The organism is Acetobacter musti (genome assembly GCF_011516835.1).
Taxonomy (GTDB): domain Bacteria; phylum Pseudomonadota; class Alphaproteobacteria; order Acetobacterales; family Acetobacteraceae; genus Acetobacter; species Acetobacter musti.
This window is the reverse complement of the sequence record NZ_WOTB01000017.1, coordinates 75,987-97,772: the sequence shown is the minus strand read 5'-3', so window position 1 is coordinate 97,772 and position 21,786 is coordinate 75,987. Positions and strand designations below refer to the sequence as shown.

Below are 21,786 nucleotides of genomic sequence, written 5' to 3'. Positions count from 1 at the left end.
GTCCCTTTGATCCCGGGCTGTTAATCAAAAAGGGTGAAGGGGCGTCGTGCGCAACACGTCTGCGCGTGAAGATCCCTTCCGGGTGCAGGGCAACGCCCGCTCCGTCTCCTGTTTGCAGATTACATAAGCCCCTTCTTCAGGACCCTCTGTATTCCGGAAGCTGAATCGTCGGCCGCCCAATCAGAAAGCCCTGAATCTCCTCACACCCATGCGCGTCCAGAAAACCAAGCTGCTCCTCGGTTTCCACGCCTTCCGCGCAGCACGTCATGTTCAGTGAGTGAATCATATAAAGCGTGGAGCGAAGCACCGTCTCAACACGACTGTCTTCCCCAAGCCGCCTGACGAACATGCGGTCGAGCTTGACCTGATCGAACGGATAATTCGTCAGACGCTCAAGCGCCCCGAAACCCGTCCCGAAATCATCCAGAACCAGCCGGACTCCCAGCCCCCGGATACGCGCCAGCTCTTTGCGGGCGCTGTCCGCAGGCCCGAAACTGCGCCGCTCCGAAAGCTCGATCTGAAGCCGCGCCGGCTCCAGCCCGCTCGTCTTCAGCGCATGAGCAATCGTCGAGGCGACACGTTCGGTTTCCAGCCATGAAGGCGAAACATTGACGCTCAGACCCAGCGGCGTCTTCCAGACACTGGCCTGACGACAGGACGTCTGAAGCACCCAGCGATCAATGTCCTCGATCAGCCCCGCATTCTCCGCGCAGCCTAGGAAAACCGAAGGATCAACCGGCCCATGCCCGGGACGGTCCCACCGCACGAGAGCCTCGAACGCAATCACCTGTTCCGTGCTGGTTTCCAGCACAGGGAGCCAGTTGAGCGTAAACGACCCCTCGGAAATCGCCTTGCGAAGATCAGCCTCCATCCCGATCTGGTCGGAATGCGCATGCGCAATCTCCGGCGCCACCCGATTGATATGAGGTCCCGCCCGCAGCCCCCTGATCCGCGCCAGCGCCGCGTTCGCAAACCCGATCAGCGTGTCCGTATCCGGAGCATCGAACGGCCAGGCCGCCCAGCCAATATAAGGCTCGAAAGGAAAACCGCTGTCGGGCCTGTCCTTGCCCTCGTTCATCCGCGCAATGATGTCATCAGCCAGCCGCTCGGCCTTCTCCACATCGCGCTCAAGCGGCACGACAATCGCGAAACTCCCCCCGCCCAGATGAACCGTGAAACACGGAGCCGGAGCAATCTCCCTCAGCAGCACATAAGCGTTTTCAATCAGACCATCCGAGACCGGCCACCCGTCACTGTCATTGATCGGACCAATGCGCCCCAGATCGAGCCGCAGCAAAGCCAGCGGCGAGGCACTGGAAATTCCCATCGCCGTAATCCGCGTATCGAGATAACGCGTGAGCGCGGTACTCCCCGATGGCGGCCGGACATGCGGCCTGTGACCACCCTTCGGCGTCGGATCGGTCGAGGCGGTCAGCGTCGCCAGCCGGGTCAGAGACGATGATTCAAAAGACTGTTTCGCATGATTCAGGCACAGGAAAAATACCGCACCCCCGCCATCATGCTCCAGAGGCCGCGTGACCCAGGCATGAAACCCGCTGATTTCATGCGCGAAAATCCCGGCCCTGACCCCGTTCTCCGCCGCAAGCTGGCTCGTCGACCCTTCCAGTCCGCGGATCAGCGCACCGATATCCACCTCCGCCGGATCGCCGGCCCGCGCCAGAATTTCCGGCTGTGGATCGTCGTCCGCCTGACCGACAATAAAAACATTGTCACAGGGCAGGAGCTGCATGATCACCCGCGCAAGCGAACCAAGATACGCATCGCGGCTGATCGGGGAAAGATTCGGGTCATGCATACCGCGATACCGTGCCTTGTCTTATAAATGAGCGGAGATGCCTGAAATATTCTCTGCACTCCTGCCGTACTCTGCAGGTCGTGGTACCAGTCTTATGTAAATAGGCACTTAAAAGCATGTCTAAAAAACGAACAGATATACCTGAATCAGCCAGACTGTATTGTTCTCTGGAAATCAGTCTTACTAAATACCGCAAGCAGCATGGCAATCGCGGCATCCATATGTCCCTGCTGCAAAACCCTCCCGACCTTCATCTCCGCCGACTGCCGTGCCAGCGCCAGTAACGCGGCAGCATCAAACTCCCCCTCATCCGTCGTCGCAATCCGGAAACCCGGCAGCCCCGACTGCCGGACCCCCGTCGCATCCCCCCCGCCACGCAGCCGGAAATCCTCGTCCGCGATCAGAAACCCGTCCTCCGTCTCCCGCAACAGACCCAGACGCTGCCGCGCCACAACCCCCGTTTCAGATCCATGCAGCAACAGACAGTAAGACTCAGCCGCCCCCCGGCCAACCCGCCCCCGCAGCTGATGCAGCTGCGCCAGACCGAACCGCTCCGCATGCTCGATCACCATCACCGTCGCCGCCGGAACATCCACCCCGACCTCGATCACTGTCGTCGCCACCAGCAGCCGGGACTCCCCCGCCGCAAACGCCGCCAGCGCCGCCTCGCGCACCGCAATATCCTGTTGCCCATGCGCCAGCCCGACCTGAACCCGCCCGCCAAACCGCTCCGTCAGCGCCGCATGACGCGCCTCCGCCGCCGCAATATCCACCAGCGTCTCGCTCTCGCTCACCAGCGGACACACCCAGAACACCCGCGCCCCGCCCGCAAGAACCCGCCCCAGCCCCGCCAGCACCTCCTCAAAAGACTCCGGCCCATGCACCGACGTCCGGATCGGCTTCCGCCCCGCCGGCTTCCCGTCCAGCCGGCTCACATCCATCTCACCCCAGTGCGCCAGCAGAACCGTCCGCGGAATCGGAGTCGCCGTCATCACCAGCATATCCGCCGCCCGACCCTTTTCCGTCAGCGAAATCCGCTGCCCCACACCAAACCGATGCTGCTCATCAATCACCGTCAGCGCCAGATCGTGGAAATGAACCGCCTCCTGCACCAGCGCATGCGTCCCCACCACCAGCACCGCCGACCCGTCCGCAATCGCCGCCAGCGCCTCCCGCCGGGCGCGTCCCCGTACCGACCCCGACAGAAACACCACCGGAACCGGCGACAGACGCTGAAACGTCGCATAATGCTGCCGCGCCAGAATCTCCGTCGGCGCCATGATCGCCGCCTGACAGCCCGCCTCCGCCGCCCGCAGCATCGCCAGCAGCGCCACAATCGTCTTGCCCGCGCCCACATCGCCCTGCAGCAGCCGCACCATCCGCCGCGGCGCCGCCAGATCCCCGTCAATCTCCTTCAGAACCCGACCCTGCGCCGCCGTCAGCACATGCCCGAACCGCCGCAGCGCCTCCCGCCGCAACGCCCCGTCCCCCGTCAGCGACCGCCCCGGCCGCTCCCGGTTCGCCTCCCGCGCCAGCAACGTCGCAATCTGATCGGCCAGCAGCTCATCGCACGCCAGCCGCTCCCGCGCCTTCCGCCGCGCTCCCCGCCACGCATCGCCCACCAGCAGCGCCGGATCATCCCCCGGAAAATGCGTCCACAGCAGCGCCGTGCGAAAATCCGGCCACCCATGCCGCGCCACCACGCCCGAATCCTGCCACTCCGGCAGCCCCTCCGGAACCAGCGCGAAAGCCCGCCGCATCGCCACCCGGACCTGCCCGCCAAACAGCCCCGCCGTCAGCGGCCACACCGGATCGAGCGCCGGAATCTGATCCTCCCCAGAGACAAAATAATCCGGATTGCTCATCGTCAGCCGGCCACCAAACAACTCCAGCCGCCCCGAAACCAGAACCTCCGCCCCCGTCACCGCCCGCCTGGCCTGCCACCGCGAGAAAAACGCAATCTCCAGCGCCCCCGTCGCGTTCTCAATCACAACCTTCCACGGCTGACGACGATGCGCCGGCGCCACCACCCGCGTCACCGTCCCCGCCACCGTCGCCACCATCCCCGGCTGACCCGCCCCGGGGCCAGACCCCAGATCCGGCCGGTACCGCCGGTCCGTCACGCTCTCCGGCATGTGAAACAGAAGATCCGTCACCGACGGCCCGCCACACACCTTCGCCAGCAGCTTCGCAATCGCCGGCTTCATCCCCGGAAGACCGGCCAGAGGGGAGAGCAGGGGAGCCACCACAGCCGGAACCGATACAGAAACCGGCCCACAAACCGGCACTGCAACAGGCGGCAAAACAGAAGCCGCTCCATGCGCCGGAGACATGGGAGACGCTTCCCCCGGACGATCCGGTCTGGACACGGGCGGCACAACGGCCTTTTTTGGCGGGCTGACAGGCATCAGCCACAAGGCTATAGGACAGCGGCGCCATGGAACAAAACGAAACCATCACCCCCGTCACATCCTCCGCAGAGGAACAGGCCGACCTGGAGCGCCGCCGCCGCCGCCTCCTGTTCCGCTCCCAGCATCGCGGCACCTTCGAAACCGATATCCTCATCGGCGGCTTCGTCGAGCGGCACGTCAGCACCATGACCGCAAGTGACCTCGACGATATCGAAGCCGTCCTCGAAACCCCCGACCCCATCCTCACCGACTGGCTCTTCAACCGCCTCCCCGTACCGCCCGAAAATGAAACCCCCATGCTGCGCGCCCTGCTGAACGACGCCCACCGACGCGCCGGAATCATCAGCGAGCCCGCAAAACCAGACTGACCCCCGGCACAAAACCAGGCCGGCCCCAACCTCATGGAACTGTCGCTGATGGACGCTGACGTCAAAACCGCAACCCGGGCCACCACCGTCTGGGGCGCCCCCGAAGGATTCGACGGCTTCCTCCTCGCGAAACGCGCCCGCGAACACAACGGCCCCGTGCTGCACGTCGCCCGCGACGACGCCGCCATGGCCCGGCTCAGCGACCTCCTCACCTATATCGGCGAAGATATCGAAACCCTCCGCTTCCCCGCCTGGGACTGCCTCCCCTACGACCGCGTCTCCCCCAACCCCGTCATCATCGCCGAGCGCGTCGCCACCCTGACCCGCCTGCTCGAAAAACCGGACCCGAAGAAAAAAGGACGCATCGTCCTCACAACCCCCGCCGCCCTCATGCAGCGCGTCTCCCCGCGCAAAGCCTTCGAAGGCCAGTCCCTCACCATCGCTCAGGGCGAAAGCCTCGATCAGTCCTTCCTGATCGAACTCCTCATCGCCAACGGCTACACCCGCACCGATACCGTCATGGAGCCCGGCGAATTCGCCACACGCGGCGGCATCTTCGACCTCTTCCCCGCCGGACAGCCCGAACCCGTCCGCCTCGACCTCTTCGGCGACGAAGTCGATAACATCCGCAATTTCGACCCCGGCACACAGCGCTCCACCGGCACCGTCAAAAGCCTCACCCTCCGCCCCGTCTCGGAATTTTCGCTGGACCCGGAAAGCGTCTCCCGCTTCCGATCCGCCTGGCGCGACCAGTTCGGCCCCGCCGCCGCGTCCGATTCCCTCTACGAACACGTCACCGAAAGCCGCCGCTACACCGGCATCGAACACTGGCTCCCCCTGTTCCACACAGAAATGGAAACCCTGTTCGATTACCTTCCCAAAGCCGCCATCTCCCTGGACCACCAGGTCGACGAATCCCTCGCCGCCCGCTTCGACATGATCCAGGATCACTACGAAGCCCGCCGCACCCCGCCCCGCGAAGGCGAAACCCCCTACCGCGCCCTCCCGCCACACCTCCTCTACCTCGACCGCAAAGCCTGGGACGCCGCTCTCAGCCGCCACCCCGTCACCCGCTTCAGCCCCTTCGCAAAACCGGACGGCACCGCCGGCATCGACGCCTTCGGCCGCCCCGGCATCATGTTCGCCAAACTCACCCCCCAGGGCGAGCGCGAACAGGTCTTCACCCTCGTGAAAGATCAGGCCCAGACCTGGGCCGATACAAAACGCCGCTGCTACATCGCCGCCTGGACACGCGGCTCCCGAGAACGCATCAGAACCCTCCTCCAGGACAATAAACTCGCCGTCGAAACCTTCGACTCCTGGACCCAGGCCGCAAAAATGAAGCCCGGCCCCATCGGCCTGCTCACCTTCGGCATCGACCGCGGCTTCATCGGCGACGACATCGCCATCATCTCCGAACAGGATCTCCTCGGCGAACGCATCGGACGCCCGCCCCGCAAACGCCGCCGCGCCGACGAACTCATCTCCGAAGCCGGCGAAATCACCGAAGGCGACCTCGTCGTCCACCAGGATTACGGCATCGGCCGATACGACGGCCTGGAAACCGTCAGCGTCGGCGTCGCGCCCCACGACTGCCTCCGCCTGCTCTACGACGGCGGCCAGAAACTCTATCTCCCCGTCGAAAACATCGAACTGCTGAGCCGCTTCGGCTCCGATCAGGCCGGCGTCGCCCTCGACAAGCTCGGCGGCGTCGCCTGGCAGAGCCGCAAGGCGAAGATGAAGCAGCGCATCCGCGACATGGCGGGCGCCCTCATCCGAACCGCCGCCGCCCGCGCCCTGCGCGAAGCCCCCTCGCTCGCTCCGCCCGAAGGCCTCTGGGAAGAATTCTGCGCCCGCTTCCCCTTCGTCGAAACCGACGATCAGGCCCACGCCATCGCCGACGTGCTCGAAGACATGGCCTCAGGCCGCCCCATGGACCGCCTCGTCTGCGGCGATGTCGGCTTCGGCAAAACCGAAGTCGCCCTCCGCGCCGCCTTCGTCGCCGCCATGTCCGGAACCCAGGTCGCCGTCGTCGTCCCGACCACGCTCCTCGCCCGCCAGCACTTCCGAACCTTCGAAACCCGCTTCCAGGGCTTCCCCCTCCGCGTCGCCCAGCTCTCCCGCATGGTCACCGGAAAAGAAGCCACCGAAGTCCGCAAAGGCCTCGCCGACGGCACCGTCAACATCGTCATCGGCACCCACGCCCTGCTCGCCAAAACCGTGCAGTTCGCCGATCTCGGCCTCCTCATCATCGACGAGGAACAGCATTTCGGCGTCACCCATAAAGAGAAACTCAAAGCCCTGCGCGAGGACGTTCACGTCCTCACCCTCTCCGCAACACCCCTTCCGCGCACCCTCCAGCTCTCCCTCTCCGGCGTGCGCGAAATGAGCCTCATCGCCACCCCGCCAACCGACCGCCTCGCCGTCCGCACCTTCATCATGCCGTTCGACAGCGTCGTCATCCGCGAGGCCATCCAGCGCGAACGTTTCCGCGGCGGCCAGATCTTCTGCGTCGCCCCCCGCATCGAAGACCTCAACCGTCTCGGCGAGCGCCTCAGCGAGATCGTCCCCGACGCCCGGCTCATCCAGGCCCACGGCCAGCTTTCCCCAACCGAACTCGAACGCGTCATGACCGAGTTCGCCGACGGCAAGCACGACATCCTGCTCTCCACCAACATCGTGGAAAGCGGCCTCGACATGCCCGCCGTCAACACCCTCATCATCCACCGCGCCGACATGTTCGGCCTCGGCCAGCTCTACCAGCTCCGCGGCCGCGTCGGTCGCGGCAAGCAGCGCGGTTACGCCTACCTCACCTGGCCCCAGACCCACGTCCTCTCCGCGTCAGCCCAGAAGCGTCTCGAAATCATGCAGACGCTCGACACTCTCGGCGCCGGCTTCACGCTCGCCTCCCACGATCTCGACCTGCGCGGCGCCGGCAACCTCCTCGGCGACGAACAGTCCGGCCACATCCGCGAAGTCGGCATCGAGCTCTACCAGCAGATGCTCCAGGACGCCGTGACCGACCTCCGGGCCGAAAAGGGCAGGGAACGCGCCGCCGACCGCGACTGGACCCCCAACATCGTCCTCGGTCTCCCCGTTCTCATCCCCGACACCTACGTCACCGATCTCCCCGTCCGCCTCGGCCTCTACCGCCGCATCAGCGCCCTCGCATCGGAAGCCGAGAGCGAGGCCATGGAAGCCGAACTCGTGGACCGTTTCGGCACCGTCCCGCCCGAACTCAAAAACCTGCTCGATGTCGTCGAACTGAAACGAAACTGCCGCGCCGCCGGCATCGAACGCCTCGAAGCCGGCCCCAAAGGTATGGTCCTCCAGTTCAGAGGCAACCACTTCGCCAACCCCGAAGGCCTCATCCGCTGGATGGCCAAATGGACCGACGGCACCGTCCGCCTCCGCCCCGACCACAAACTCGCCGTCGTCCGCGAACTCACCAACGTCCAGCGCATCGACCTCGCCCGCCGCGTCACCCAGGCCCTCGAAAAACTCGCCCGCCGCGTTCCGGCGAGCAACTGATCGTCAAAGGAAAGCTTTAAGGCCTCAACCTCTTTTCAAAAAAACGACAGGTCATATAGAATATGTTCAATAATACTTGTGGTTTATGGTCATCTGTCGGAGGAAGATACTTATTCAGATAGAATCTAGAAGAATAAAATGACTTTATATGGTAATATAAACCTGATATGCTGAAGCATATTACCACCTGAAAAAGGAACAGACGATAACTGATTTTTATTACCGGCCCATACCAGACGACCACACTATTTGTGGAAGACGCGGACTGGATTATATCATTTACCCTGTAAATGTCAGCGCGGGGGATTAGTTCAGGCCGGGGTTTCTGGCCATTTTGCTCCCGATAACCGCATGCCTGCCGTTGTTTCGTATTTTCGCGCATCCAGAGCAGAATATTGCAGGAGCAGGCAACATCCTCTGTCTGATATGTTAAAGGATTACAGTTCGCGAGATCACATCATCCGTCATCATGCATAAGAGCAGATGATATTACTCCGGATTCCAGTATCTCCGTTCTCCGACGCGCCACGTTCCGGGAGAGCTCTGACTTCAGAGCTCGTTCTTAAAAGATACTTTAACGTGAACGCCTTAGTAAGATTTTTTTGCCACCTGTGATCAGGCTGTCAGCACAGAGGCGAACGGAATGACAACAGACGGTCAGTCGCTGATGTTCGAAACCGCCGCGCTACCATACCGGAAGCGGGCCGCTTCCTCATATCTCGCTGCGTGCTTTTCCGGGCATACGTGTGCCCTGCACCCGTCAGCAGTCAGCCGCCCATAATGCCGGAAATCATCCCGCCACCTCTTACTCCCGATAATGCTGTACCTCTGATCTGTTGCGATGCAGCTGTTATACTGCTGGCCGGCATCGGCTTTATGCTGCTTGCCCCGGGTGCCGGCCGGTCCTGGAGCGGTTTTTACTATCTCACCCCGTTTCTGTGCGGCGCTGTAGCCGCCCTGATCCTGGCTCACCCCGAAATACTTCCCGGCCTGTGGGGGCTGCGGCTCGGTGTTTTCTTTATCGGCCTTGCAACCGCTACAGGATGGCAGGCTATCCGTCTCGTCGCAGGACAACCTGTCCATTATATTCTGCATGTCGTCCTCTGCCTCATCATGCTTGCCTTTTCGTCCCTTGCCGGCTCCACGGGCCTGCTGCAGCGTGTAAATCACGCCTTATGGCTGATCCTCATTGCCGGCTTTCATTTCGCTGCTGCGCGCGATGTCCGCAAAGCTGGCTCAACCGCAACGCCCGCCAGCTTCTTCCTGTTCAGACTTCTGATTTTTTACGGATTTGTCATCATATTGTGCATGGTTCTCTCACCATGGTTGCCGCAGCCGCTCGGCTCTGCTCCCACGGCGCTGTGGGCGATTGTCACATATAATGCCCTGGCCGTCACAAAAGTCTTCGGTGTCATCTTCCTTCTTATTGCCCTGTCTCGCGAACAGATCTCAGCAAGGCATCGCAGTCTGGCTATGCAGGACACCCTGACTATGATCGGCAACCGCCGCGCCATGGATGAATGGATCAGTCAGCATGCCAGCGACAGGGACACCTTTGCCGTGCTGCTCGCTGACATCGACCACTTCAAAGCAGTCAACGATACCTATGGCCATGCCGCTGGCGACGCCGTACTTATGGCTCTCGCTTCTGCAGGTCGCCGGCTTACAGGGAGTCAGGATGTATTTTTCCGGATCGGTGGTGAGGAGTTCGTTATCATCCTGCGGAACCGGACGGAACAGGAAATCATCGGCTTTGCCGAGACCTTCAGAGACATATTCCGTGAGCACTCACACAAGGCGGATTCCCGAATATTCACAGTCACACTGAGCATCGGTATTTGCAGTGGCTCCCTGTCCCGGTTCAGCGACGTATTTGCCTGGGCCGACAAGGCGCTCTATGCGGCTAAACGCTCCGGTCGAAACCGTGTCGTTCTGTATTCTGACGATCAGGCCAGAACATCTGATGAGGCCGCCGTTCCGTCAGGAGACTTTGCGCTGACACCGGAGAAGACGATCTCCGTCGATCGTCAGACTTCAGCTTCGCTCAATGGCTGATCGTTCTTCCCGTTCAGTCACGCCGGAGACGCCTCTGTAAGGGCCTCTCTGAAGCAACCGCTGTATTCCTTTGTCGGTGACCAGATGACATGCGTCATCGCAGACAGCGTGGAGCTTCGAATTCAGGCCATCGCATGTTCATCCGATCCTGCACAGAGCAACCCTTTTTGCGGAGCGATACCGCCGCGCGATGAGCCTGAAGATGCGTGCCGCCGATCATGAGACAATCAGGAAGCCCCGTCAGAGCCACGGGAGATGCAGGGATCTTCCCGAATATGGCGCGATCGCTCCGCGCGCATCCTTTCATGGCAGTCCATGCCGGATTATATAAATGATCCCGTCAGGGGCGCATCCGAATATAAAATTCCGCCTCGGCCTCTGCCGCCGCATCAGCGCCCTCGCATCGGAAGCCGAACTCGTAGACCGTTTCGGCACCGTCCCGCCCGAACTCAAAAACCTGCTCGATGTCGTCGAACTGAAACGAAACTGCCGCGCCGCCGGCATCGAACGCCTCGAAGCCGGCCCCAAGGGCATGGTCCTCCAGTTCAGAGGCAACCACTTCGCCAACCCCGAAGGCCTCATCCGCTGGATGGCCAAATGGGCCGACGGCACCGTCCGCCTCCGCCCCGACCACAAACTCGCCGTCGTTCGCGAATTCACCAACGTCCAGCGCATCGACCTCGCCCGCCGCGCGGGCGGGTAACTGACCACCGAAAGGGAAGGGGCCTCAGGGCTCCGCCCCGAACCCCGCCAAAGGTCACAGACCTTTGGAAACCATCAGGCTAATCTGAAAAGTAAGTAGACATCATTCTAGGTTCAAAACGACAATGGTTTTGTTTAATCAACGAATCTCAATGTCCGATTACGCCCTCATGTCGGACACTTCGGTAAGAATTTGGCTTTTCGTAAAGCGGACATAACTCCCAGAACAAAAAACGGTTCACGTCCGTGTTGCCATCCTTAATTGCTACGCCGCGTTCGGAATACCCCTCACGCAGGCCGTCTGGTAAAAAATTAGAGGATCAAAGATCAAAACGCAGCTACTCAACATTTTGTGCAACAGAGCCGGCCATGTCATAGGTTTGAGTGTGGGAAATAACCTGCCGACAAGCTCTCTTGAGGACAATAGCTATTCATCCATCGCTATAGCACTTGCCTCAACTTCTAATCCGTTACTCTTGCCGAAAGTGCAGCTCGTTGCGCGCCAGCCGCAGGATACCTTCGACGAAATCGAAATCACCAGCGGGGAACCAAATAGGGGTGACGCCGATACGCAGTAGATATTCGTTGCGGGCGATCAGCGCTGCTTCATCGCCGGGGCATTGCTCGATGGAAAAATGCTGTGGCAGGTCCGCGCCGTCTGCCCTTGCCTTGATCTTGATAGCCTCAAACACGCGGAGGGTGCGGTCTTGATTGAGGCCGCAGCCCAGAAACAGAAGACTACTGTTGCGGAAATAGTAGTCGAGCGCTTGTGGGATTGGTCGAGTAAGGTCAATGGCGTCCGCGCCATAAGCCGCGTCATATTGCCCCTTGCTCAGGATGCACGTTCCGGGCGCACCAACGTTGCCGTGGAGCTTGACGACTGTCACCTTGACAGCATCGGGCGGCTTCAAGATCGTGGCGGGGGTCAGTACCTCCACCGCTTTACTGCCGCCAGAGTCGAAACTTTGTTCGATTAGCCGATCATAGTTTGTGGTTATGAGGGTGTCCTGAAACAGTTCGGCAATCAGATAGTAGACTGGCGGGACGGTTCCATGTTTGGTGAAGGCATCGCGAAGTTCTTGCGCAAATACATCATGTCCGCGCTGCTGCTCGATCTGATCGACAATCTCTTCGTAGTGCCCTTGCGCCAGCAGGTCTTCGACGGTGGCGACAGCCATGCCTGCCGTTCGGCCCTGCTGGCGAAGGTGATCTTTCCATGTCGGAAAACCGCCTGGCGCGGACAGCCCGGCACCGATGAAGGGCACGACATCACCTGCCGCCATCCGGTCGCAGAGCTGATCGAATCGCGTTGAGTTGCGCTCGGACCAATGAGTGTCGCCAACAAGCTCCTGTAGTGTCTCGGCGCTCAGCCACTCGTTGCGGCGTTCGAGCCGGAACCAATCCAGCATGACGTTATAGGCTGCCCGGTCGCCAGCGAAGAATGCCTTGCTGGGGCTTGCCAACCCTTCCACAAGTGCCTGAACGCGCAGTTCAGCGCCCTCAGGGCTATCGAACCATTCGTTGAAGTCGGCGAAATCCCCATATTTGCGATGACCATCCTCATCACACCAGATTTTTGCGCTTTCGTGGTCGGTTGCCATATGGTTCAGGCTGCTATCAATTCGGCGATTCTATCCGCCAAGTGTCTTTGCGTCTCAACTGAGGCCGCCACCCGAGCCGCCAATAACTCACAGAGTGACATGAGGTCGTGAACCTTTGTGATAATCACCTTTTGGGCATCTTCATTAGGAATGGCTATGGCATGCTTAGCTAATCGCTTCATATTTAAGGCAGGGACTGAAGTGCCTGCCTGATATTGAGTCATGTCGATCGAGCTGAGCACCATGAAAAGCCAGTCTATATTGATCCCTTTGGCAGGAATCTGACCTGCACAGTTATTATCAATAGCAGCCGAAACAGATAAAATACGCCGCTTGTTGGTAGCTATCGCGCCGCCAATTTTTGGAAAAATAATCGTGCCTGCAGGATGTGCTCGCGCTTTCATCGACTTCAAGGACTCAGGCGAAACCCAGTTATTTGCGACTGTGATCTCACGCTCGTTACCTGGCAGGTTCATGTCTGATACCTTCAGGAAAGGAATCTCGCCGGTTGAATTGCCCTGATATTGTTTTGGGAAACCGTGGCCTCCTACCCATTCCCCAGCATCTTCCAAAGTTCCTTGTTTTACTGCCCCCGAGCTCGCGATCAGCCTGCCTGCAACCGCGAGTTCCAAGATCGTCTGTTTCAGAGCATCGACGCTGGCTTCGGTGGTGAAGAGGATGTCGAAATGGGCTTCCAGCCGTGTCCAGTTGGTGGCGAGGTCGGCGTCGTCAGTGCTGGTGGTCAGGGTGGTGAGCAGAGCTTCAACCAGCGTTTGATGTGCGGCTATTGCCGACGCGCTCTCCGTTTCCAGCGCATCGCACAGCGCCATGAGTTCATCGACCTTGGTGACGATACGCTGCTGTTCAACAAGGGGTGGCAGCGGAAGTGGGGATGATTCGAAATAGGACCGGGGCACGCGCTTCTGACCGGCGGTGCCTGTCATTCTTGCTTCGCCTTGATGTAAATAGGATGCGGTCTTCATCGTCAGAAGTAGGTAGCGACGGTTGACATCATCCGACCACGGCCGAGCAACATGCAACTCTGTCGTTCCCGCACCGATTCCATTGGCAAGATTCTCGAAAATTACCGCCTTACCGTTCTCGAAGCATGGTGTAATTTTGGCTAAGCCAATGTCCCCCTCCGCGAAATGCGTGAACCCTTTCTTGATCTCGCTCCATCTGCGGATTTCGGCCTCATGCGCTCCATCGATCCGCGTCGATACAAGCGCCATAGGCACGAACGAGGCATCAACTTGATCGTCTGCACTGTTCGACGGGCTGATTTCGGCGATCGTGCCTAGCTGCGTCCAAACCCAGCCTTCCGGTAGATTGGGTAAATCGGCTGGAAGGGGGAGCACTGCCTTAGGCTTCCTCGCTTGACCCAACTCAATTTTGCGACGGCTAGCTTTAGCGAACTTTGCCAGTGCCATGGCAGCAGGTTCTTCATCTGGCTGCTGCGATGTCAGCTTTCCCCGAACAGCCAAATCCACGATTAACGAGCGTAGGCGGTCGATACCATAGAGGTTGATACGGTTTCCGCCGCCACGCCCTAAGCCGGATTTTCGCTCAATTGCCGTTGTCCAGATATCCAGATTGTCGCTAACCAGCGATGCAATATCGACTGTCATGCGTCACCTGCAAGCGCATCGGACAGGATGGCCTTCAACTGATCGCGTAGAGACTGGATGCTCGCCTGTTGCGCCGCGTAGCGCTCCAGAAGCTCATCAGGGTCGTGGCTCTCCCCGTTGGTAACGTGCGGGTTCTTCAAGTCGAGATTATAGTTGCCCGCGGCCACTTCCTCGGCGCTAATCTTCCATGCTTGTTCAGTTTCGCGGCGATGTTTGAATCCATCGGCCTCTTTGCCCCACCATTCGCGTTCGGGCTGAAACTCCTTGAATTGCATCGGGCGTGACTTGTTGTAGCTGGTGACACTCGGCGGATAAGGGTGTTCATAGAACCACGTCTGTTTGGTCGGTGTGCCTTTGGTGAAGAACAGGATATTGGTCTTGATACTGGTGTAGGGATTGAACACGCCATTGGGCAGGCGGACGATGGTGTGCAGGTTGCATTCTTCGATCAGGCTTTGCTTGAGCGTGGTCTTGACGCCTTCGCCAAAGAGAAAGCCATCGGGTAGTACCACTGCGGCACGGCCACCGTTCTTCAACAGCTTGATAATCAGCGCCATGAACAAATCGGCGGTTTCGCGGGTACGGAGGTTGGACGGGAAATTCCCTTCAATGCCGTCTTGCTCCATGCCGCCAAACGGAGGGTTGGTGGCGATAACGGGCACGCGGTCGCGCTCGCCATAATCGCGGTAGGGCTTTTCGAGCGTGTTGCCGTGAACGATGCCGGAGGGGGTGTCGATGCCGTGCAGGATCATATTGGTGACGCACAGCATATGTGGCAGAGCCTTTTTTTCGACGCCTCGGATGGTCGATTGCAGCAGCGCCTCATCATCTGGTGACTTCACGAACTGCCGCTTGTAGTCGATGGTGCAAGCGAGGAAGCCACCTGTGCCACAGGCGGGATCTAGCACCACTTCATCCAACTTCGGCGCCAGCCGGTCGATGATGAACTTGGTAACAGCACGGGGGGTGTAGAACTCGCCCGCGTTGCCCGCGCTCTGAAGGTCTTTTAGAATCTGCTCATAGATCGCGCCGAAGGTATGCCGGTCATTGGTGCTGTTAAAATCGATCTCGTTGATTTTGTTGATGACCTGCCGCATCAACGTGCCGGATTTCATGTAGTTGTAGGTGTCCTCGAACACGTCGCGGATGACCTGCGCGCGCTTGCCCACATCGCCGATCGTGGGAAGCTGGGTCTTGAGGTTGACGAACAACTCTTCCACGAACTTGACCAGAGCGTCGCCGGTGATGCCTTCGCGGTCCTGCGCCCAGTTGCGCCAGCGAAAGCGCTCGGGGATGGGCGAGGTGAAGCCGTCCTCAGTCAGCTCAAGCTCTTCCTCCCGGTCGTCATAGATTTTGAGGAAGATCATCCAGACCATCTGGCTGATGCGCTGCGCGTCGCCATCGACGCCAACGTCCTTGCGCATGATGTCCTGAATTGATTTTACTGCGCCGGAAACATTGCTCATTCGTTGGATGCCTGTTCGTAAATCTGGTGTTCTAGTTCGCTGAGCGCCGCGTCATATCCGGCCCTGCCGCCGAACGCACCTTTGATGATTTCGAGCGGAGTGCCGATGCCATGAAACGGCTGAAGGCGCAGTACCTTGGTATCCTCAATGGTGGCGATACCTTCATCAGCATATTTGTCGAGCAACGCCTCCAGAACTGCACGTGCCGTGTCACCATACTTGGTGAAGTAGTTACGCTTTTTGACCTGATCCGCCCGTTCGCGCCGGGTCAACGGCGGCTGGTCGTAGGCGATGTGGGCCAGTAGATCGAAGTCGCTAATATCGCGCCCTACCGCTTCCTGAAGGCTGGCAAGGACGACCCCGTGCTCCTCCAGCTCATCAATGATCGCCTGTTTGCGGTCAGCTTCGTTCCACCGCCTGATGAAGTCATCCAGTGAGCTGAACTCGGACATGATCGCCTTGCGCGCATAATCCCGATAGCTTTCGGTAATCAGCTTCCCGTCGCTGCCGACATACTCGATGCGTTCGGCAATAATGCGGGCGGTGACACCCGACACGACAATCTTGGTTGTGCCGCTGCCGGTATCGTCATCCACGTTATCATCGTCGTCGTCGTCCGGCCCTTCGGGGTCAGGTGGGACAGGATCATCATCGTCGTCAGGTTCGTAGATGACGACCGGCGCACCGTCGAAGGCATCATCGCGGAACAGCTCCGTCGCCTTCTTGAAGTCCATAATGGTGAAAAAGAACTTGTTGTTGTCCTCATCAATCCGCGTTCCGCGCCCGATGATCTGCTTGAAGATTGTCATGGATTTGATTGTTTGATCCAGTACGATCAGCTTGCAGGTTTTTGCATCGACGCCTGTAGTTAATAGCTGCGACGTGGTGACGATAACCGGAAATGGCTGCTCCGGGTCGATGAAGTTGTCGAGTTGGGCTTTGCCCTCGACGCTATCGCCTGTGATCCGCATGACATAACGGGGGTTGTCGCGCGCGATCTTGCCAGCCGCGTTAACGATGGCCTTCCGCATCCGTTCGGCGTGGTCGATGTCCTCGCAAAAAATGATAGTTTTCGCCATCGGATCGGTGGCGTTGAGGTATTGCATCACCCGCGTCGCAACAAGCTTGGTTCGCTGATTAAGTACAAGGATGCGATCCATATCGGCGCGGTTGTATTCGCGCTGCTCCACTGGATTGCCAAGGTCATCAATCATGCCAGCGGGAGGTGTCCAGCCTAGGACGTCCTTGTCGATGTCGATACGGACGACTTTATACGGGGCTAGGAAGCCGTCCTCGATTCCCTGTTTGAGGCTGTAGGTATAAACTGGTTCTCCAAAATAGGTGATGTTGGATTCGTATTCCGTTTCCTTGGGCGTGGCGGTCATGCCCACTTGAATCGCACCGTTGAAATAATCGAGAATTTCGCGCCATGCGCTATCTTCCGATGCGCTCCCACGGTGGCATTCGTCGATCACAATCAGGTCGAAGAAGTCACGAGACACGGACTTGAAGATTTTGTCGGCTTCCTCCGGGCCGGTAAGAGCCTGATACAATCCCAAATGGATTTCATAGGCCGGATCGATTTTGCGATTCCGCACCTTGGTCATGGCCTCGCCGAATGGCTTGAAGTCGTTCACTAATGTCTGATCCACGAGGATATTGCGATCAGCGAGGAAAAGGATGCGCTTAGCTTGCTTAGCTTTCCAAAGGCGCCAGATGATCTGGAACGTCGTGTAGGTTTTGCCTGTGCCTGTTGCCATGACCAGCAGCACTCGGCGCTGCCCCTTAGCGATTGCCTCGATGGTGCGATTGATGGCTTCTACTTGGTAATAGCGCGGTTCTTTGCCCGAACTGTCGAAATAGTAAGGCTGTTCAACCAATGGCTTTTCGTCAGGCTCAATGCCGTGAAACAAGCAATAGCGGGTGTAGAGCGATTCTGGGTCCGGGAAGTCATCTATGCCGAACGATGTTTCTATATCCTCACCATCGGCGACGGCACGGTTGTGTTGCGCAAAGCCATCGCCATTGGAACTGAAGGCGCTCGGCAGGTCAAGAATTTCAGTGTAGCCTAACGCCTGTTGCAGTCCATCGCTGACACCATGCTTGTTGTCTTTCGCTTCGACGATGGCGAGCGGTAATCCCGGCAGCCACGACAGAACATAATCGGCGAACTTCTTCTTCTTTTTATTTCGTGATGAAAGGTTGCCCCGTACAATGACGGGGCCGGGAGTCAACGTGACTTCGCGCCGAACTTGCTTGAATTGATCCCAACCGGCCCGTTTGATGGCAGGAGTTATGAACAAGTCGCAAATATCGCTTTCGCTCAGCTTTTGCTTTTCATTCTTGTCCACATTGCCCCCTTAAATCTCACTTTATCGCCCAAAATGCCCATTTAGTCCCGACCAGCGTTTGTCGAGGCTCTCTGACAATCGAGGCGCTTTAATCGCTCGTACTCTTCAACCGCCACTACCACCACGACGCCGCGCCCGTGCTTTTGGACCAGCACGGGAGCCGTGCGCGCGGTATCTATCATCAGCCCGAATCCGTTCTTCGCTTCGCGCGCCGACATGATTTTCATGGCTAATTCCTGTATGTCCCCTTGTTACGTATTTAAGGCGAAATGGCTCTTTTGGACAATAACAAACTGGGACGCTATTATGGCGAGCGAAGCTGCGATATATGAGGTCTCCGCGCTGACCGCCGCGATCATGATCGACTTCGCTGCAGGTCGACTATGTGAATGTCCGGTTTTACCGGTCGCTCGACACAAAGCCGACTTTCGGTTCCCCCCGCATTGCTGTCTCAAACCGGTAGCAGACAGGGCGTCACTCCCCCTAAAGCCACCCCCACAGCACAAAAGAAACCTCCCGCTCCCCACCATCGCGCCCAACCCGCAGACTAACCCTATCCCCCTCTTTCCCGTTCATCCCCTCACGAAAATCCCAGCCACTGTCAGCAAGAACAGCATCCCCGGCCCGCACGCCAGCTTCCTGCGCCGGACTCCCCGTACCAACCGCCAGCACCGTCCGGCCATCCTTCCCGATCTCCAGCCCGGACAGAGGATAATGCTCCGGCGCCGCACCGGTCCCGTTCCGCCGGACCAGTATCTCATCCCTCCGGCGATCACAGAAAAAATTGAACCGTCGCATTATCGGCAACCCGATCAGGCCGTCAGAAATCTCCGCCACCTGATTGTCCGGCAGCAACAGCGCCAGAGGTCGCTCAAAGGTCGAACCGCCAAACTCCAGAGAGGAAATCCGCACAATGCGTCGTCCGCCATAAAGCGGAGCAAAAGGCCGGTCATCAGACCACAGACCCAGCTGACGCGCCGTCCGGTGATTGAGCCGGACAAAGGACGGAGAGCCGGTATCGAGCAGAAAACGATAACCCGCCCCGTTCACCCTCGCATCAGCCAGCAGAAGAGGGGACCAGTCCATGGAAGGAGTATCGCTGAATGCCGCCTTCAGGGCGGTAAATCCGGTCAGCGCAGGCCGGCTGTGCTGCCAGAGCCGCCACTCGAAAGCGTCAAAATCCAGTTCACTCGGCAGGGCCGTCAGAATGCCGGAAGCAAGACTGCCGGCTATGTCCTTCCCCAGACCGTCACCCGGAACCGCCACAAACCGGGCGCCGTTCTGACGGATCACACCCCCGAATATAACGGAATCAGCCTCATAAACCCGTCGCGGGTCATTGCTGCCAAACACACCCACACTTGCAAAGCCGGAGGCGGATAAACCCGCTTCCCGTGCGACACTTTCGCGAATAAGGCTCGCCGCGCCGCCTGTGTCGATAGCAAATCTGTAGCTCCGGCCGTCATTGATCGTGACATCCATCACAACACGGCTGCCCTCCATCCCGATCGGCGCGGAAACCGGATCATCGGCAGCCGATGCGGAAAACGTCGCTCCCCCGGCAAAAAGACCAGAAAACAGGGAGAGTGTTCTGCGGCGGGAAAGATTCACAGGATCATTGCTCCTCTGTTATGATCCGGATGCGAAAACTCCTTCCCCATGTGTCAGGAAACAACCGACAGGACGAGTGATTTTTCAGTGAATGCCACCCGTCATCCCCCATCGCCTCTCATCCGGGCAGAGGAAAACCACCTCGGCGGAAGAGATTGCAGAGAAACCTCGCAATATTATCAGCAAATTTCACAATATTCCCGGTCACAACAATCGTCTGCCCGGACACGCCGCAAAAGCACGAAAGCGCCTCGCCCTGCATCGCCACAGCCAGCAGCAGCGCCTCCACCTGCAAACTGCCCCCGGCCGAACGGGACCAGTGCATCGCGGGCAGGAACAGGACGATCAGCAGCCAGCGCCCGCCGCAACAGGCCCGCCCCGACCAGCCCGCAGAAAACCAGCCCGAAAACCACCCCGACAGACGCCACCCTTCAGCCAGTGAAATCCAGCCCGGAAAATCATTGAGAAACCGAATCGAAAAACCATTCCGACTCCGAACCATATTTGTCCGGAACTCTCTGGAATCCCTTACGTCCCCGGACCGGACCAACCCCCAAAAAGAAAAATAAATTCTCCCGCGCCCCGCCAGAGACAGTCCCAATCACGGATCACCACAACCGGAGCCCTCGCCATGCCACCCCGCAGCCACCCTCAGCCCGACCCGACCGGACCACACGCCGCCCCTCAGCCCGGCCGCCCCGCCACACCCCACAGAAACAATCCGTGATGAACGCGAAAAACACCCCGACCCATCTGGAAAACCAGGCCCCTCCGACGCCATAAAAACGCCTTCGCCGGAACCGCCATCCCCGGTAAAACAACGAAGCAGGGCAGGGGAGTTCACCCCGCCTCTCAGACGAACCCCGGAGAGTTCCGACCCCCATGCGCCCCGCCAGATCAGCCCCCTCCGGACCAGTCCGCAAAGCAGCCCCCGTCCTGACCACCCTCGCCACCGCCTGGCTCCTCCTGTCCCCGGCACACGCCCGCACCCCCGCCGCCCCGCCCGAGGCCGCCGCCAGTCTCATCGCCCGCTTCCACATGCAGCCGGTCCCGAAGGAAGGCGGCTGGTTCGCCCAGGTCCAGCGCACCGGCGAGACCATCGACGGCGCCGCCCTCCCGGCCCGTTACAGCGGCATCCGCCACCCCGTCTCGACCGCCATCCTCTATGTCGAAACCACCGCCGGCTTCTCCGCCCTCCACCGCCTGAAAACCGACGAAGTCTGGCACTTTTACGGCGGCGACCCCGTCCATTTCCTGCTTCTCGCCCCGGATGGCCAGTCCCGCGAGGCCACTCTCGGCGCCGCGAACCCCGCCCTCGTCGTCCCTCACGACGTCTGGCAGGGCTCCGCTCCTTCCGGCCCGCGCGGCTGGTCCTTCACCGGCACCACCATGGCCCCCGGCTTCATCCCGCAGGACTTCGAACTCGCCACCCGCGCCGCCCTCATCCGCGAATATCCCGCCGCCGCCCGCCAGATCACCGCTCTCACACGAACCGAGGCCGCCCGGCCATGAAAGCCAGCCTCACCCTCGCCGCCGCCCTCACAGCCCTGGCCGCCCCCGCGGAAGCCCAGCACCTGAGCCCCGCAGATGTCCCCGCCATCCACCCCACAAAAGAAAGCACGCTCCAGGAACTGCTCGGCCAGAACGCCGGCCTCCGCTCGGACCGCATGAGCATCGCGCTCTTCACGCTCGCCCCCGGCTCCGCCTACCCGGCCAGCCACAACATCACATCAGAGGAAGTTTTCCTGATCCGGTCAGGCACCGGCACCGTCTGGCTGAACGCCACACCGACGAAAGTGGCCCCCGGAGACCTGATCAGAATCCCCGCCGGCATCGATCACAAAATCGAGGCCTCCCGCCAGGGCCCGCTCAGCTTCTACGCTATCTCCGCCCCGCCCTTCCGGTCGGACGACACAGTTCCGGCGCGCTGAAACCCGTCAGGACAGCTAAAAACAAACCGGCTTATTCAGGGAAGACGCAAAAAATGGCTGGGGGACCTGGATTCGAACCAGGGCTGACCGGGTCAGAGCCGGTAGTTCTACCGCTAAACTATCCCCCAGTGGGATACAAAACCGGGCCGCAAAGGCCACCGTTTCTGCGGTGAGCAGGCTGTTACCATCTCGAGCCACACAGGGCAAGGCCCTTTTTGGACCGTGTAACAGCCAGAAAGTTTTTGCTTGCCGGCACCGTCATTTTCTTGAAATATTGCCATAAAATCGCCCTAACCTAAGGACCAGACGATGGAC

At 59.8% G+C, this 21,786-nt stretch carries 14 protein-coding genes, 1 tRNA gene and 1 pseudogene; 6 read left to right on the top strand and 10 right to left on the bottom strand.

Annotated elements, in window-relative coordinates; all coding sequences use genetic code 11:
- Nucleotides 1-136: 136 nt before the first annotated feature.
- On the bottom strand, nucleotides 137-1,816 hold the full coding sequence (locus GOB93_RS13140; RefSeq protein ID WP_242010765.1) for a GGDEF domain-containing phosphodiesterase: 1,680 nt from the start codon (nucleotides 1,814-1,816) through the stop codon (nucleotides 137-139).
- Between the two features lie 146 nt (nucleotides 1,817-1,962).
- The gene (locus GOB93_RS13135) at nucleotides 1,963-4,023 is read right to left on the bottom strand and encodes an ATP-dependent DNA helicase RecG (RefSeq protein ID WP_242010770.1); all 2,061 of its coding nucleotides are present in this window, start codon (nucleotides 4,021-4,023) and stop codon (nucleotides 1,963-1,965) included.
- 230 nt (nucleotides 4,024-4,253) lie between these two features.
- Here GOB93_RS13135 and GOB93_RS13130 point away from each other — a divergent pair, with 230 nt between their 5' ends.
- From GOB93_RS13130 to GOB93_RS13115, 4 genes and pseudogenes are all read left to right on the top strand, one after another.
- On the top strand, nucleotides 4,254-4,595 hold the full coding sequence (locus tag GOB93_RS13130) for an FAD assembly factor SdhE (protein WP_173583956.1): 342 nt from the start codon (nucleotides 4,254-4,256) through the stop codon (nucleotides 4,593-4,595).
- Between the two features lie 48 nt (nucleotides 4,596-4,643).
- Nucleotides 4,644-8,126 (top strand): transcription-repair coupling factor, encoded by a 3,483-nt coding sequence (gene mfd, locus GOB93_RS13125; protein WP_173583955.1) that lies wholly within the window; start codon nucleotides 4,644-4,646, stop codon nucleotides 8,124-8,126.
- Nucleotides 8,127-8,906: 780 nt separating this feature from the next.
- Nucleotides 8,907-10,181: a GGDEF domain-containing protein gene (locus tag GOB93_RS13120; RefSeq protein WP_173583954.1), complete on the top strand. Its 1,275-nt coding sequence runs from the start codon at nucleotides 8,907-8,909 to the stop codon at nucleotides 10,179-10,181.
- Between the two features lie 364 nt (nucleotides 10,182-10,545).
- Nucleotides 10,546-10,884, top strand: a pseudogene (locus tag GOB93_RS13115) (TRCF domain-containing protein); the annotation flags it as partial.
- Nucleotides 10,885-11,353: 469 nt separating this feature from the next.
- On the opposite strand, the gene GOB93_RS13110 reads toward GOB93_RS13115, so the two are convergent.
- The 7 genes from GOB93_RS13110 to GOB93_RS13080 form a co-directional block, all read right to left on the bottom strand.
- Entirely contained in the window at nucleotides 11,354-12,484 is a 1,131-nt protein-coding gene (locus GOB93_RS13110; protein ID WP_173583953.1) for an SIR2 family NAD-dependent protein deacylase, read from the bottom strand.
- Between the two features lie 5 nt (nucleotides 12,485-12,489).
- The gene (locus GOB93_RS13105) at nucleotides 12,490-14,112 is read right to left on the bottom strand and encodes a restriction endonuclease subunit S (RefSeq protein WP_173583952.1); all 1,623 of its coding nucleotides are present in this window, start codon (nucleotides 14,110-14,112) and stop codon (nucleotides 12,490-12,492) included.
- On the bottom strand, nucleotides 14,109-15,578 hold the full coding sequence (locus GOB93_RS13100) for a type I restriction-modification system subunit M (RefSeq protein WP_173583951.1): 1,470 nt from the start codon (nucleotides 15,576-15,578) through the stop codon (nucleotides 14,109-14,111). The genes GOB93_RS13105 and GOB93_RS13100 overlap by 4 nt, the downstream gene beginning before the upstream one ends.
- Entirely contained in the window at nucleotides 15,575-17,929 is a 2,355-nt protein-coding gene (gene hsdR / locus GOB93_RS13095; RefSeq protein WP_173583950.1) for an EcoAI/FtnUII family type I restriction enzme subunit R, read from the bottom strand. The genes GOB93_RS13100 and hsdR overlap by 4 nt, the downstream gene beginning before the upstream one ends.
- A gap of 41 nt (nucleotides 17,930-17,970) precedes the next feature.
- Nucleotides 17,971-18,156, bottom strand: coding sequence for a type II toxin-antitoxin system prevent-host-death family antitoxin (locus GOB93_RS13090; protein ID WP_173583949.1), 186 nt, complete (start codon nucleotides 18,154-18,156; stop codon nucleotides 17,971-17,973).
- 256 nt (nucleotides 18,157-18,412) lie between these two features.
- The gene (locus GOB93_RS13085; protein ID WP_173583948.1) at nucleotides 18,413-19,540 is read right to left on the bottom strand and encodes an aspartyl protease family protein; all 1,128 of its coding nucleotides are present in this window, start codon (nucleotides 19,538-19,540) and stop codon (nucleotides 18,413-18,415) included.
- A gap of 118 nt (nucleotides 19,541-19,658) precedes the next feature.
- On the bottom strand, nucleotides 19,659-20,042 hold the full coding sequence (locus GOB93_RS13080; protein WP_173583947.1) for a hypothetical protein: 384 nt from the start codon (nucleotides 20,040-20,042) through the stop codon (nucleotides 19,659-19,661).
- Between the two features lie 380 nt (nucleotides 20,043-20,422).
- On the opposite strand from GOB93_RS13080, the gene GOB93_RS13075 reads away from it, so the two are divergent.
- Nucleotides 20,423-21,052, top strand: a complete 630-nt coding sequence (locus GOB93_RS13075; RefSeq protein ID WP_173583946.1) for a cupin domain-containing protein — start codon at nucleotides 20,423-20,425, stop codon at nucleotides 21,050-21,052.
- On the top strand, nucleotides 21,049-21,471 hold the full coding sequence (locus GOB93_RS13070; RefSeq protein ID WP_173583945.1) for a cupin domain-containing protein: 423 nt from the start codon (nucleotides 21,049-21,051) through the stop codon (nucleotides 21,469-21,471). The genes GOB93_RS13075 and GOB93_RS13070 overlap by 4 nt, the downstream gene beginning before the upstream one ends.
- A 54-nt stretch (nucleotides 21,472-21,525) precedes the next feature.
- On the opposite strand, the gene GOB93_RS13065 is transcribed toward GOB93_RS13070, so the two are convergent.
- Nucleotides 21,526-21,599: transfer RNA gene (locus GOB93_RS13065), tRNA-Gln, on the bottom strand.
- Nucleotides 21,600-21,786 lie beyond the last annotated feature (187 nt).

What these genes read in the sequence shown, in the direction of transcription:
- GOB93_RS13140 (WP_242010765.1), bottom strand. Translation starts at nt 1,816, where the DNA reads ATGCATGACCCGAATCTTTCCCCGATCAGCCGCGATGCGTATCTTGGT.
- GOB93_RS13135 (WP_242010770.1), bottom strand. Translation starts at nt 4,023, where the DNA reads ATGAAGCCGGCGATTGCGAAGCTGCTGGCGAAGGTGTGTGGCGGGCCG.
- GOB93_RS13130 (WP_173583956.1), top strand. Translation starts at nt 4,254, where the DNA reads ATGGAACAAAACGAAACCATCACCCCCGTCACATCCTCCGCAGAGGAA.
- mfd (WP_173583955.1), top strand. Translation starts at nt 4,644, where the DNA reads ATGGACGCTGACGTCAAAACCGCAACCCGGGCCACCACCGTCTGGGGC.
- GOB93_RS13120 (WP_173583954.1), top strand. Translation starts at nt 8,907, where the DNA reads ATGCCGGAAATCATCCCGCCACCTCTTACTCCCGATAATGCTGTACCT.
- GOB93_RS13110 (WP_173583953.1), bottom strand. Translation starts at nt 12,484, where the DNA reads ATGGCAACCGACCACGAAAGCGCAAAAATCTGGTGTGATGAGGATGGT.
- GOB93_RS13105 (WP_173583952.1), bottom strand. Translation starts at nt 14,112, where the DNA reads ATGACAGTCGATATTGCATCGCTGGTTAGCGACAATCTGGATATCTGG.
- GOB93_RS13100 (WP_173583951.1), bottom strand. Translation starts at nt 15,578, where the DNA reads ATGAGCAATGTTTCCGGCGCAGTAAAATCAATTCAGGACATCATGCGC.
- GOB93_RS13090 (WP_173583949.1), bottom strand. Translation starts at nt 18,156, where the DNA reads ATGAAAATCATGTCGGCGCGCGAAGCGAAGAACGGATTCGGGCTGATG.
- GOB93_RS13080 (WP_173583947.1), bottom strand. Translation starts at nt 20,042, where the DNA reads ATGGTTCGGAGTCGGAATGGTTTTTCGATTCGGTTTCTCAATGATTTT.
- GOB93_RS13075 (WP_173583946.1), top strand. Translation starts at nt 20,423, where the DNA reads ATGCGCCCCGCCAGATCAGCCCCCTCCGGACCAGTCCGCAAAGCAGCC.
- GOB93_RS13070 (WP_173583945.1), top strand. Translation starts at nt 21,049, where the DNA reads ATGAAAGCCAGCCTCACCCTCGCCGCCGCCCTCACAGCCCTGGCCGCC.